Source organism: Streptomyces sp. WAC05374 (genome assembly GCF_004353505.1).
Classification (GTDB): Bacteria; Actinomycetota; Actinomycetes; order Streptomycetales; family Streptomycetaceae; genus Streptomyces.
Map to the genome: position 1 here is coordinate 91907 of NZ_SMNQ01000008.1, position 13131 is coordinate 105037.

The window sequence follows — 13131 nt, forward strand, 5'->3', positions numbered from 1 at the left end:
CCACAGGCAAGAGCGAAGGGAACCGAGGACGATGAATTCACCATCCTGGCGGGATTTCCCCGCGGCCCAGCAACCGCAGTGGCCGGACGAGGCGGAACTGGGCGCCGTGACGCGGTGGCTGGCCGCCGCGCCCCCGCTGGTCTTCGCCGCCGAGTGCGACCTGCTGCGCCGCCGCATGGCGGCGGTCGCCCGGGGCGAGGCGGTCCTCCTCCAGGGCGGGGACTGCGCCGAGACCTTCGAGCGGGTCACCGCCGACGCGATCCGCGGCAAGCTCCAGACCCTGCTCCAGATGGCCGTGGTGCTCACGCACGCCACCGCCCTGCCGGTCGTCAAGATCGGCCGGATGGCCGGGCAGTACGCCAAGCCCCGTTCCTCACCCGTCGAGCGGCGGGACGGCACCGAACTGCCCTCCTACCGCGGCGACGCGGTCAACGGGCTGGAGTTCACGGCCGGGGCCCGGCGCCCGGACCCCTGGCGCATGCGGCGGATGTACGAGAGCTCCGCCATGACCCTCAACCTCGTCCGGGCCCTGACCACCGGCGGCTTCGCCGACCTGCGCCAGGTCCATGCCTGGAACCAGGGCTTCGTCGCGGACTCGCTGGCCGGTGAGCGCTACGAGCAGCTCGCGGACGAGATCGACCGCAGCCTCGCCTTCATGCAGGCGTGCGGCGTGGACACCGGCGAACTGGACACGGCCGAGTTCTTCGTCGGCCACGAGGGCCTCCTGCTCGACTACGAGTCGGCCCTCACCCGCGCCGAACCGGACACCGACCGCACCTACGCCACCAGCGGCCACCTGCTCTGGATCGGCGAACGGACCCGCGACCTCGACGGCGCCCACGTCGCGTACTTCTCCCGCGTCCACAACCCCATCGCCGTCAAGCTCGGCCCGACCACCACGCCCGACACGGTGCTCGGCCTCATCGACCGGCTCGACCCCCGGCGCGAACCCGGCCGGCTGACGTTCGTGGTCCGGGCCGGAGCCGACCGCGTCCGTGACGTGCTGCCCGACCTCATCGAGAAGGTCACCGCCGAGGGCGCCCTGGTGTGCTGGGTCAGCGACCCGATGCACGGCAACACCATCACCGCGCCCAGCGGCCACAAGACCCGCAGCTTCGACACGATCCTCGACGAGGTGCGCGGCTTCGTGGAGGTCCACCGCGAGCTGGGCACCCACCCGGGCGGCGTGCACGTCGAACTCACCGGCGACGACGTCACCGAGTGCGTCGGCGGCGGCAACGCGGTGCTGCCCGAGAACCTGCACCACCGCTACGAGACGGCCTGCGACCCGCGCCTGAACCACACCCAGTCGCTGGACCTGGCGTTCCTGCTCGCCGAGATGTACCGCGACCGCCCCGGCGTCCTCAGCTCCCGGCCGGCTCCCCGTCGATGACCGCGAAGGGCGGCTCCCCGGCCAGGTAGAAGTGGTCGCCGGGGAGCGTCCGGAACCGGAAGGCGCCCCGCGTCCGGTCCCGCCAGGCGGCTGCGTCGGCGGCCGGGACCCGCGGATCGCGGTCCCCGACGAGCGCCGTGACGGGACACCGCAGCGGCGCGCTCCGGCCCGGGCCGTAGGAGGCGAGCATCCGGAAGTCGGCGCCGATGTAGGGCATGACCAGCTCCACGAAGGCCGGGTTGCGCAGCAGTTCGGCGTCCGTGCCGCCCAGTTCCACCAGCGTCCTGGCGATCGACTCGTCGTCCCAGGTGGTGGCCACGTCGGGGTCCGGCCGCAGCAACTGCGGCGCCCGGGCGCCCGAGGCCACGAAGTGCTCCACCCGGACCCCCTCGTCCTCCAGCGCCCCCACCACCTCGTATGCGACGATCGCGCCCATGCTGTGGCCGAAGAACACCGTGGGCCGGTCGTCCATCCAGGGGCGCAGCGCCGCCGCTATGTCACCGGCCATCGTGGCCAGCTCGGTGGCGGGCGGCTCGGCGATGCGCTCGGCCCGGCCCGGATAGCACACCGCGTGCACCTCGAACCCCGTCAGCGCCTTGCCCCAGCCCCGGAAGAAGTAGGGCGAACCGCCGGCGTGGGGAAAACAGACCAGCCGCCGGTCCGCGAACGGCCGTGGCTCGACGCACTGTGTCCACATCTTCTGCCCCCAAGGCCCCGCGTCGTGTGCATGTCGCCTCCACGATCCTGACCGGGACTGACACGCCGCTGACGCCGCCACCTCGGCCCGGCCCGCCGCGTTAGGGGTGTCGACCGCCGCGTACCGCCGACGCGCGAGCCCGACCGCTGGAGCCCCCGTGACCACGTGCAGCGTCCCCCTGACCCCCGTACCCGGCCCCCGTGGCCTGCCCGTGCTGGGCAACCTGCCGGAGTTCGGCAGGGACCCGCTGGCGTTCCTGACCAGGCTGCGGGACGAGTACGGGGACGCCGTGCGCTGGTCGCTGGGGCCTCGGCGGGGCCTGTTCCTGTCCCACCCCCAGCACATCGCCGAGATGCTGACCGCCCGTGAGCACGCGTACGAGATCCTGGAGATCGGCTGGGCGTTCAAGCGGGTCGTCGGCCAGAGCGTGATCATGAGCAAGGGCGACGACTGGCGCCGCAAGCGCTCACTGGTGCAGCCGACGGTCCGGCCGCGCCAGGTGAGGGCCTACGCGGCCACCATGGTCGACTGCGCCCGGTCCGCGGCCGGCCGGTGGCGGGAGGGCGAGCGGATCGACGTCCAGCGCGAGATGGCGCTGATCACCCAGCGGGTCGTGCTGCGCTGCCTGTTCGGCAACGACCTGGGCGACGCGACCCGGGCGCTGGCCGGGGCGATGAACGTGGCCGAGCACGTGATCGGCGCCGAGCTGCGGAGCATGAGCCTGTTCATGCCCGGCTGGGTCACCACCCCGGCGCGGCAGCGGCTGCGGGCCGCCGTGGCGACCATCGACGGCGAGGTGCACCGGCTCATCCGGGCGCGGCTGCGGGACGCGGCCGGCGCCGCCGGGACGGCCGAGGACCGCGACGACCTGCTGAGCCGGCTCCTCGCGGCCCGCGACGAGGACGGCCGGCCGCTGTCGCCCCGCGAGGTGCGCGACGAGGCGGTCACCCTGTGGGCGGCCGGCCACGAGACGACGTCGACCGCCCTGACCTGGATGTGGTACCTGCTGTCGGCGCACCCGGCGGTCCGGGACCGGTTCGAGGCCGAACTCGACCGCGTGCTCGGCGGCCGCCCGCCGGCCATCGACGACTACGAACGGCTCACCTGGACCCAGCAGATCGTCAAGGAGAGCCTGCGGCTCTACCCGCCCGCCTGGCTCCTCGCCGGGGTCGCCCGCGAAGGGGCCACCCTCGCCGGCCGGCGCATCCCCGCCCGCACCATCGTCTGGTGCAGCCAGTGGACCACCCACCGCGACCCGCGCTGGTTCCCCGAGCCCCGCGCCTTCCGGCCCGAACGCTGGGACGCCGACAGCCCCGACGCCGTGCCGGACCACGCCTGGTACCCCTTCGGCGGCGGCCAGCGCACCTGCCTCGGCGCCCGCTTCGCCCAGGTGGAGGCCGTCCTGCTGCTGGCCACCCTGGCGCAGCGCTTCCGCCTGGACCTGCCGGCCGCCGGGGTGACGCCCCGGGTCGGCCTGTTGCTCCAGCCGTCGGCGCCCCTGATCGCCACGCTCCGGGCCGCGCCGTGACGCGGGGGACGGGCGCCCTGCCGTGACGGCGGGGCGAGGCGGTCCCGCTACAGCGTCCGGGGGACGTGCTGCGTCACGCAGTGCACCCCGCCGCCGCCCCACCCGAGGGTGCGCGCCGGGGCGCCCACGACCTCGCGGGTGGGGAACAGGGTGCGGAACTGGGCCAGGGCCAGGGAGTCGGCCGGTTCACCGGACAGCGGCACGACGACGCTGCCGCCCGTCTCGTAGTAGTTGGTGTAGCTGAACGTCTCCACCAGCAGCCCGTTGTGCCGGTAGTGCGGCTGGTGGTGCAGCTCCACGATCTCGAACCGGCGTCCGCGCGCGTCCGTGGCGTCGCGCAGCACCGCCCGGTTGGCCGCCATCCGGGCGTGGTTGGGGCTGGAGGGGTCGGGCTGGGTGTGGAGGAGGACCTTGGCCGGGCCGAGGTACGCGGCGACGAGGTCGACGTGCCCGTTGGTGATGTCGTCGTTGTGCAGCCCGTACGGCAGCCAGACGACCTTGCTCGCCCCGTACGCGCTCAGCAGCGCGGCCTCGATCTGAGCCCGGGTCATGGAAGGGTTGCGGTTGGGGTGGAGCAGGCACTCCTCGGTGGTGATGAGGGTGCCCTGCCCGTCCGTGACGACCGCCCCGCCCTCCAGGACCATGTCGACGGGCCGCCGCTCCACGCCCAGGTGGTCGCAGACCCCGACGGGCAGGAAGTCGTCCTTGTCGTACGGGTACTTCTCACCCCAGCCGTTGAACCGGAAGTCCAGCCCGACCTTCCGGGTCCTGCCCGCGTCGACGGCGAATACCGGGCCCGTGTCGCGCGTCCAGCAGTCGTTGACCGGGTGCTCGATCACGGTGACCGTACTGCCGCACCGGGCGCGGGCCTCCGCGCCGCGGCCCGGCTCGGCGACCATGAGCACGGACTCGAAGCGGGCGATCTGCCGGGCGATGCCGGCGATCTCGTCCTGGACGTCGCGCAGCAGCCCGCCCCAGCCGACGGCCGGGTCCCAGGGCCAGGCCATCACACAGCCGGAGTGCGCCTCCCACTCCGCCGGGGCGTGGAACACGGTGGTGACCTCCTTGCTCATGGCGCCGACGGCGCGGCCGGGGACCAGCAGGGCGGCCGCGGCGGCCGTCAGCGCGGCGCCGCCGAAGGCCCTTCTGCTCAGGTGCGGTACGCGGGACGTACGGGGCGTGCGGGGCAGGCTCATGTCGTCTCTCCTCGGCGGTACGTGACGGGGCTGCGGGACGTGCGGAGGTGCGCCCGGGACGGGGGACGGCCACCCGGGTGGAGGGGAGGAGCGGGGCGGGGCGGGCGGGGGAGCCGTCAGGAGGCGTCGGCCGCCGGCGCGGTGGACCCACCGGCGCCCGGAGCGGCGGACGGGCCCCCGTCCGCGCCCCCGTCCGCGTCGGCGGGTGCGGCGACGTCCGGTGCGGCGGCCGCCGCACCGGACGTCGCGGATCTTGTCCTGCGGGCGGCGGACCACCAGGTAGACCAGCCCGGCGAGGATGATCACCGCGGTGCCGATGAGCCCGGCCCACACCTGGTACCAGGGCGCGCCCGGCGGGGCGAGGATGGTGCGCGGCCAGCAGACGTTGACCACCTCGAAGGCGGTCCACAGCACGGCAAGTGCGTTCAGGACGGTGCCCTTGCGCCCCTGCCGGATGTGCCCGGCCGGCACCCACGTGCCGCGCAGGCGGGCGACCAGGGCGGCCAGCGAGGTGAGGAAGAACGGCAGGAAGGTCGCCGCCGTACCGAAGGCGATCAGGCTGCCGATGGCCGTCGCGTCGAGACCGAGCAGCAGCGCCGTACCGCTGACCAGGGTGGACGCGACCAGACCGCCGATCGGCGCCTGGCGCCTGTTGACCTTCCGCACCTGCCGGGAGAAGGGGAAGACCCCGTCGCGGGCCAGCGAGTACAGCCCGCGCGCCGCGCCGCCCTGCGAGGCCATGGCGCAGGCGAGGAAGCCGACCAGGACGACGGCCACGAACGGCTTGTCGGACCAGGAGCCGAAGGAGTGCACCACCGCCGTGGTCACCGGGTCGATGTCCTCGCCGAGGACGACCTTCTCGGGGGCGGGGTGGGACAGGGCGACGGCCATGGCGTTGAGGATCACGACCGCGCCGACGCTGAGCAGCGCCCACCACATGGCGCGGGGCACCTGCCGGCCCGCGTCCCTGGTCTCCTCGGAGGTGGAGACGCAGGCGTCGAACCCGATGAAGGCCCAGCCCGCCACGGCGACGGCCGCCAGGAAGGCGAGCACGGTGGAGCCGCCGGACAGGGCCTCGGCGCCCATGGTGTCCGTGAACAGGACGAAGTCGTGCTCGCGGAAGAACAGCAGCAGCGAGAAGCCGACCAGGACGGAGGCCACCGCCTCGGCGCCGATGCCCAGCGACACGATGAGGCTCAGGACCCTGATCCCGTACGCGTTGATGAGCATGCAGCCCAGCAGGATGCCGACGGCGACCGCCACCATCGCCCCGGGCGTGGGCGTGATCCCGAAGAGCGCGAACACCCAGGGGGCGGCGAGGTAGGCCACGGTGGTGTTGCCGAACATCACGGCGAACTGCCACACCCAGCCGCCCATCCACCCGAAGGCGGGCCCCATCAGGCGGCGGCTCCACTGGTACGGGCCGCCCGCGAGCGGCCACTGGGACGCCAGCTCGGAGTAGACGTTCACGACCAGGCACTGGCCGAGCAGCACCACCGGCAGCGCCCAGATCCAGGCGGGGCCCGCGACGGTCGTGCCCACCATGGCCACCGCGTACAGGGCGACGACGGGCGACACCACGGCGAAGCCCATGGAGATGTTCCCCAGGATGCCGAGGCTGCGGCGCAGCTCCTGCCGGTAGCCGAGGTCGCCCAGGCGGGCGGCGTCGGCGTCGGCGTCATGCGTCCTGGGCGGGGAGGGCGTGGGCTTCATGGTCACCTCGTGCAGCTAAATCTAACGTTGTTAGGTATCGGGGTGCGGGGAACTTAACGCGCCATTGGCCGAATGTGAACCCCTCCCGCCCGGTAACCTGTCGGCGGAACCGAGGGGGAACACCGCGATGGGCCGACCGAGCCAGCCGCTGCTGAGCCGCGAGAGCATCGCGCGCACCGCCCTGGAGCTGCTCGAGGAACTGGGCCCCCAGGCCCTGACCATGCGGGCCCTCGCCCAGCGCCTCGGAGTGCGCGGGGCGTCCCTCTACCACCATGTGGCGTCCAAGGACGATCTGCTCGACGCCGCACTGGAGCGGATCAACGAGGAGATCGACCTCGCCCCGCTCGACGACCCCGACTGGCGCGAGGGCATCGCCGCGTACGCCCGCGGCTACCGCCGCGTCTACCTCCGCCACCCGCACATGATCGCCCTGGTGGCCCGGCGCCGGGTGGAGGCGGACAAGGCCCTGCGCGGCTACGACAGGCTGATCGCCGCCCTCGTCCGGATCGGCTGCACCCCCGCCAGGGCGGCCGAGGTCGCCGCCGCACTCGACTATCTGGTCCTCGGCTCCGCCCTGGAGACCTTCACCGCCGGCTTCACCCGCGCCCCGGACGGCTACCGCCCCGCGTACCCGTCCCTCGCCGGCGCCCTCGAAGGTGCCGGCGACGACCCCTCGGGCCTGGCCGGCCTCGACGACCGCGGCTTCGAGACGGGCCTCGCCCTCCTCCTCGACGGCCTCGCCGCCACCGTGGCGTGAACCCGCCCCGGCGCGCCGGACGGAGCCGGCGGCCCGTGCGGCGCACCTCCGGCGCCGCCCGCCCGCGGCGGGGCGCCCGGGCCGGCGGAGGGCCTCCCGCGACCGCTTACCCTTGAACAATGACCAGCAGCAGCGACCGGAGCCTCGCAGTGGACGTTCAGGGACCCAAGAGCTACGAAATCCGCACCTATGGGTGCCAGATGAACGTTCATGACTCCGAGCGCCTCTCCGGCCTGTTGGAGGAAGCCGGCTACGTCCGCGCCCCCGAGGGTTCCGACGGCGACGCCGACGTCGTGGTCTTCAACACCTGCGCGGTCCGCGAGAACGCCGACAACAAGCTGTACGGCAACCTCGGCCGGCTCGCCCCGAGGAAGACCCAGCGGCCCGGCATGCAGATCGCCGTCGGCGGCTGCCTCGCCCAGAAGGACCGCGACACGATCGTGAAGAAGGCGCCGTGGGTCGACGTCGTCTTCGGCACGCACAACATCGGCAAGCTGCCGGTGCTCCTGGAGCGCGCCCGCATCCAAGAGGAGGCCCAGGTCGAGATCGCCGAGTCGCTGGAGGCGTTCCCCTCCACGCTGCCGACCCGGCGCGAGTCCGCCTACGCCGCGTGGGTGTCCATCTCCGTCGGCTGCAACAACACCTGCACCTTCTGCATCGTCCCCGCGCTGCGCGGCAAGGAGAAGGACCGCCGTCCCGGCGACATCCTCGCCGAGATCGAGGCCCTGGTCGCCGAGGGCGTCTCCGAGATCACCCTGCTCGGCCAGAACGTCAACGCGTACGGCTCCGACATCGGCGACCGCGAGGCCTTCAGCAAGCTGCTGCGCGCCTGCGGCTCCATCGAGGGCCTGGAGCGGGTCCGCTTCACCTCCCCGCACCCGCGCGACTTCACGGACGACGTGATCGCCGCCATGGCCGAGACGCCCAACGTCATGCCGCAGCTCCACATGCCGCTCCAGTCCGGCTCGGACACCGTCCTGAAGGCGATGCGCCGCTCGTACCGCCAGGACCGCTTCCTCGGCATCATCGGCAAGGTCCGGGAGGCCATCCCGCACGCCGCGATCTCCACCGACATCATCGTGGGCTTCCCCGGTGAGACGGAGGAGGACTTCGAGCAGACCATGCACGTGGTGCGCGAGGCCCGCTTCGCGCAGGCGTTCACCTTCCAGTACTCCAAGCGCCCCGGCACCCCGGCGGCGACCATGGACGGGCAGATCCCCAAGGAGGTCGTGCAGGCCCGTTACGAGCGCCTGGTCGCCCTCCAGGAGGAGATCTCCTGGGAGGAGAACAAGAAGCAGGTCGGCCGCACCCTGGAGGTCATGGTCGCGGAGGGCGAGGGCCGCAAGGACGGCGCCACCCACCGCCTCTCCGGCCGCGCGCCCGACAACCGCCTGGTCCACTTCACCAAGCCGGAGCAGGAGGTGCGCCCCGGCGACGTGGTGACCGTCGAGATCACCTACGCGGCCCCGCACCACCTCCTGGCGGAGGGCCCCACGGCCCACGTCCGCCGCACCCGCGCGGGCGACGCCTGGCAGAAGCGCACCACCGCCGCGGCCGCCAAGCCCGCCGGCGTCATGCTCGGCCTGCCCCGGATCGGCGCCCCCGAGCCTCTCCCGCCGGTCACGGGCGGCTGCACGGTCGGCTGACCCGGCGCCGGACAGTCCCACCCGGGCCGGGCCCGCACGGCCCGTCGCCCGGCTCCCACGGCCGGCGTCGGCACGTGGGAGCAGCGGGGCAGCGGCTACGCTGCGGATCATGCTTGTCGCCGCCGCCGTCTGCCCCTGCCCGCCGCTCCTCGTGCCCGACGTCGCCGCCGGGGCCGCGCCCGAGCTCGACAGCGCCCGTACGGCGTGCTCGGACGCGCTCGCCGTGCTCGCCGCCTCGCGCCCGGACCGGCTCGTCGTGATCGGGCCGGAGGCGGGCGAGGGCCTCGAGCGGTACCCGGCCGGCTCGGTCGGCGACTTCCGGGGCTTCGGGGTCGACGTCCGGGTACGGCTCGGTGCGGGTGCGGGTGCGGGTGCGGGTGCGGGTGCGGGTGCCGGTGGCGACCGGCCGCTGCCGCCCTCGCTCGCCGTGGGCGCCTGGCTCCTGGGGCGCGCCACCTGGGCGGACGCCCCCGTGGAGGGGCTCGCCGTGGGCGAGCGGCTCGCGCCCGCGCGGTGCGCCGAGGCCGGCCGGGAGCTCGCCGCACGGGCCGGGCGGGTCGCCCTGCTGGTGCTGGGTGACGGCAGCGCGTGCCGCAGTGTCAAGGCGCCGGGCTACTTCGACGACCGCGCCGCCGCCTTCGACGAGCGGGCCGCCCGGGCGCTCGGCTCCGCCGACACCGGCGCCCTCGCGGCCCTGGACGAGGGCCTGGCGTACGAGCTGAAGGCGGCCGGACGGGCGCCCTGGCAGGTCCTCGCGGGCGCCGCCGAGGGCGCCGGCCTGGAGGGCCGCCTGCTCCACGAGGACGCCCCGTACGGCGTCGCCTACTTCGTCGCCGCCTGGTCCTGACCCCGGCAGGCGGACGGCCGTGGAGCACGGGTGGTGCTCCACGGCCGTCCGTCCGGGTGCCGTGGCCGGCGGTAACGGGGTCAGGGGGCCGGCGGCGTCGGCGGCGTCGGCGGCGTACCGCCCTCGTCCTTGTGGGCGATCCGGCCCAAAGCGTCCTTGGCCTTCCCCGTACCCGATTCGATCTTGTCGCTGTACTTGCCCTTGGTCCTCCGGTCGACCATCTTCGCGGCCTTGTCCAGACCGTGGTCGATCTTGCCCTCGTGCTGCTGCGCGAGGCCGGACACCTTCTCCTTGGCGGGGGCGAGCTTGGCCTTCAACGAATCCAGGAAGCCCATGGGGCACCTTCCCTCGGAGTAACCGTCGTAAGTGATGTTACTTACGGGCGCTCTCTCCGGCCTCGTTGTCCGCCGCCTCCTCGGCCGACTGCTGCTTGGGAATCTCCACGCCCTCGGCGGCGCCCTCGGTGGCCGCGGCCTCGTCCGGCTGCCCCGTCGCCTCGGCGGTGTCCGACGCCTCCGGCTCCGCGCTCTCCGCACCGGCCTCCGCGACGACGGTCGCCGCCGCCGCCTCCTCCGAAGACTCCTCGGACTTTTTCCTGCGAAACCGTGAAAACACGCCCATATCAACTCCAAAGCGTACTCGTGTGGGCGAAATTCCGCCTCGTCCGGAGCGTCCCATTGCGTCGCTCCGAGCGGCCGGTCCGTAAACCGGCGGTCGGAACCTCGCAACAGGCAACGACGCCGATGTCGTGCCGTCACGTAACTCGTTCGGGGACGGCCCTGAAGGTTTGCGAGACTGGGACGGTGAGAAGTGCAACCCCCGCCCCGCGGGTCATCGCCGTCGTCGGCCCCACCGCGGCCGGAAAGTCCGATCTGGGCGTCCACCTCGCCCAGGAGCTGGGCGGAGAAGTCGTCAACGCCGACTCCATGCAGCTCTACCGGGGGATGGACATCGGCACCGCCAAACTGACGCCCGAGGAGCGCGGTGGCATCCCCCACCACCTCCTCGACATCTGGGACGTCACGGAGGCGGCCAGCGTCGCCGAGTACCAGCGCCTGGCCCGTGCGGAGATCGACCGGCTCCTCGCCGCCGGCCGCACGCCCGTCCTCGTCGGCGGCTCCGGGCTGTACGTACGCGGGGCCATCGACGCCCTGGAGTTCCCCGGCACCGACCCCGCCGTGCGCGCCCGCCTCGAGGCCGAGCTGGACGAGCGCGGCTCCGGCGCCCTGCACGCCCGCCTCGCCGCAGCCGACCCCGAGGCCGCGCGCGCCATCCTGCCCAGCAACGGCCGCCGCATCGTGCGGGCCCTCGAGGTCATCGAGATCACCGGCCGGCCCTTCACCGCGAACCTCCCCGGCCACGACTCGGTGTACGACACCGTCCAGATCGGCGTCGACGTCGCCCGCCCGGAGCTCGACGACCGGATCACCGCGCGCGTGGACCGGATGTGGGAGGCCGGGCTCGTCGACGAGGTGCGCGCCCTGGAGGCCCGCGGCCTGCGCGAGGGCCGCACCGCCTCCCGCGCGCTCGGCTACCAGCAGGTCCTGGCCGCGCTCGCGGGGGAGTGCACCGAGGAGGAGGCGCGCGCCGAGACGGTACGCGCCACCAAGCGCTTCGCGCGCCGCCAGGACTCCTGGTTCCGCCGCGACCCGCGCGTCCACTGGATGAGCGGCGCCGCCGCCGACCGCGCGGAACTTCCGCATCAGGCGCTGGCGTTGGTCGAACGAGCGGTTACAGCCTGATCACGTGATGGCATCGGGACGCCCTGCCCGTCATTCCAGCGGTCGGGGCCGTGCCATCATCGAGCATCGATCGACCAGTGGAACCCTAGTTGGGAGGGCGCGTGGCGATGGAGGCCGGCCCTCGCGACAGAGAACACCAGGAAGCACCGGACGAACCCCAGGTGGCCAGCAACGCACCGGGCCTGAGCCCGGACGGTCCCGACCTCAACGAGGACGGGACGCAGGAGATCACCCCCGACGAGGTCGAGGTCGAACTGCGCCCGCAGCGCAAGCTGCGCATCTGGCAGCTCGCCCCCATCGTGGGCCTCGCCGTGATCGGTTCGCTGATGTTCGGCTTCCCCCTCGCCTTCGGCTCGGGCGACGGCGGCGCGGTCCTCGCCATGCTGGGCCTGCTGCTCTGCGGCTGCGCCGCCGGCTGGGGCATGATGGCCGCCCGCCGCGTGGGCTACACATGGCCCGGCCTGCCCGCCCGGGGCTCCGGCGAGCGCCCCGACTGGCGCGTGATCGCCCTGTACGCGGTCGGCGTCGCCGTCCCGGTGGTCCTCGCCGTCTGGCGCGTCGCCCGGCTGCGCTGACGCGTCCCGGTGGCCGCCGGGCGGGCTGACCGGCCCGTTGCCGGACCCCACCCGTAGGATTGATCCCGTGACCACCGAACCCGTGACCAGCGCGCCGATCGCCTTCCTCAAGGGCCACGGCACGGAGAACGACTTCGTGATCGTGCCCGACCCGGACAACGCCATCGACCTGCCCGCCGGTGTCGTCGCCCGTCTGTGCGACCGCCGCGCCGGCATCGGCGGCGACGGGGTGCTGCACGTGGTCCGGTCCGCCGCGCACCCCGAGGCGCGCGACATGGCCGGCGGGGCCGAGTGGTTCATGGACTACCGCAACGCGGACGGGTCGGTGGCCGAGATGTGCGGCAACGGCGTCCGGGTCTTCGCCCGCTACCTCCAGCACGCGGGGCACGTCACCGCCGGGGACGTCGCGGTCGCCACCCGCGGCGGCGTCAAGCGCGTCCACCTCGCCAAGAACGGTGATGTCACCGTCTCCATGGGCCGCGCCCGGCTCCCCGAGGACGGCGTCACGGTCACCGTCGGCGCCCGTAGCTGGCCCGCGAGGAACGTGAACATGGGCAATCCGCACGCGGTGGCCTTCGTCGAGGACCTCGACCACGCGGGCGACCTGCGCACGGAGCCGCCGTACGAGCCGGCCGCCGTCTACCCCGAGGGCGTCAACATCGAGTTCGTCGCCGACCGCGGCCCCCGCCACGTGGCCATGCGCGTCCACGAGCGCGGCGCCGCCGAGACCCGCTCGTGCGGCACGGGCGCGTGCGCGGTGGCCGTCGCGGCCGCCCGGCGCGACGGCGCCGACCCCGCCGCGACGGGGACCCCGGTCACGTACACCGTGGACGTCCTCGGCGGCACGCTGGTGATCACCGAGCACCCCGACGGGGAGATCGAGATGACCGGCCCCGCGGTGATCGTCGCCGAGGGCAGCATCGCCCCGGAGTGGCTCGCCTCCCTCCGCGCCTGAGGCACGCGGCCCGCTCGCGGTGATCACCCGCCGCGCTCGTCCCGTGTGCTCGTTCGGCATGCTCGTCTGAGACCCGAGCTGA

General features: G+C 73.8%; 12 protein-coding genes. 8 read left to right on the forward strand and 4 right to left on the reverse strand.

The features are described 5' to 3' along the window. Window positions 1-31: 31 nt before the first annotated feature. A complete protein-coding gene (locus E2B92_RS17620; RefSeq protein ID WP_126883973.1) occupies window positions 32-1393 on the forward strand; it encodes a class II 3-deoxy-7-phosphoheptulonate synthase in 1362 nt (453 codons plus the stop codon). Here E2B92_RS17620 and E2B92_RS17625 read toward each other — a convergent pair. Then, window positions 1365-2090: a thioesterase II family protein gene (locus E2B92_RS17625; protein ID WP_126883972.1), complete on the reverse strand. Its 726-nt coding sequence runs from the start codon at window positions 2088-2090 to the stop codon at window positions 1365-1367. The genes E2B92_RS17620 and E2B92_RS17625 overlap by 29 nt on opposite strands. Before the next feature lie 157 nt (window positions 2091-2247). Between E2B92_RS17625 and E2B92_RS17630 the strand changes: the two genes are divergently transcribed. Then, a complete protein-coding gene (locus tag E2B92_RS17630) occupies window positions 2248-3618 on the forward strand; it encodes a cytochrome P450 (RefSeq protein ID WP_133087595.1) in 1371 nt (456 codons plus the stop codon). A 47-nt stretch (window positions 3619-3665) separates the two neighbouring features. On the opposite strand, the gene E2B92_RS33445 is transcribed toward E2B92_RS17630, so the two are convergent. Next, on the reverse strand, window positions 3666-6527 hold the full coding sequence (locus tag E2B92_RS33445) for an amino acid permease (RefSeq protein WP_235023865.1): 2862 nt from the start codon (window positions 6525-6527) through the stop codon (window positions 3666-3668). 127 nt (window positions 6528-6654) lie between these two features. Between E2B92_RS33445 and E2B92_RS17645 the strand changes: the two genes are divergently transcribed. The 3 genes from E2B92_RS17645 (at window position 6655) to E2B92_RS17660 (ending at window position 9777) form a co-directional block, all read left to right on the forward strand. Continuing rightward, window positions 6655-7284: a TetR/AcrR family transcriptional regulator gene (locus tag E2B92_RS17645; protein ID WP_126888710.1), complete on the forward strand. Its 630-nt coding sequence runs from the start codon at window positions 6655-6657 to the stop codon at window positions 7282-7284. Between the two features lie 119 nt (window positions 7285-7403). Then, window positions 7404-8930 carry a tRNA (N6-isopentenyl adenosine(37)-C2)-methylthiotransferase MiaB gene (gene miaB, locus E2B92_RS17655; RefSeq protein WP_126888709.1) on the forward strand — a complete coding sequence of 509 codons (1527 nt, stop codon included), beginning with the start codon at window positions 7404-7406 and terminating at the stop codon, window positions 8928-8930. A 109-nt stretch (window positions 8931-9039) separates the two neighbouring features. Continuing rightward, on the forward strand, window positions 9040-9777 hold the full coding sequence (locus tag E2B92_RS17660) for a class III extradiol dioxygenase subunit B-like domain-containing protein (RefSeq protein ID WP_126888708.1): 738 nt from the start codon (window positions 9040-9042) through the stop codon (window positions 9775-9777). A gap of 80 nt (window positions 9778-9857) precedes the next feature. Here the strand turns inward: E2B92_RS17660 and E2B92_RS17665 are convergent, their stop codons facing one another. Continuing rightward, entirely contained in the window at window positions 9858-10112 is a 255-nt protein-coding gene (locus E2B92_RS17665; RefSeq protein ID WP_126888707.1) for an antitoxin, read from the reverse strand. Between the two features lie 37 nt (window positions 10113-10149). Continuing rightward, window positions 10150-10398 carry a hypothetical protein gene (locus E2B92_RS17670; RefSeq protein WP_126888706.1) on the reverse strand — a complete coding sequence of 83 codons (249 nt, stop codon included), beginning with the start codon at window positions 10396-10398 and terminating at the stop codon, window positions 10150-10152. A gap of 182 nt (window positions 10399-10580) precedes the next feature. On the opposite strand from E2B92_RS17670, the gene miaA reads away from it, so the two are divergent. The 3 genes from miaA to dapF all read left to right on the forward strand — a co-directional run bounded on the left by miaA (window position 10581) and on the right by dapF (window position 13049). Further along, the gene (gene miaA / locus E2B92_RS17675) at window positions 10581-11519 is read left to right on the forward strand and encodes a tRNA (adenosine(37)-N6)-dimethylallyltransferase MiaA (protein WP_126888705.1); all 939 of its coding nucleotides are present in this window, start codon (window positions 10581-10583) and stop codon (window positions 11517-11519) included. 107 nt (window positions 11520-11626) lie between these two features. Beyond that, window positions 11627-12094 carry a hypothetical protein gene (locus tag E2B92_RS17680; protein ID WP_126888713.1) on the forward strand — a complete coding sequence of 156 codons (468 nt, stop codon included), beginning with the start codon at window positions 11627-11629 and terminating at the stop codon, window positions 12092-12094. A gap of 82 nt (window positions 12095-12176) precedes the next feature. Continuing rightward, window positions 12177-13049, forward strand: a complete 873-nt coding sequence (dapF, locus tag E2B92_RS17685; protein WP_126888712.1) for a diaminopimelate epimerase — start codon at window positions 12177-12179, stop codon at window positions 13047-13049. Window positions 13050-13131: the final 82 nt, after the last annotated feature.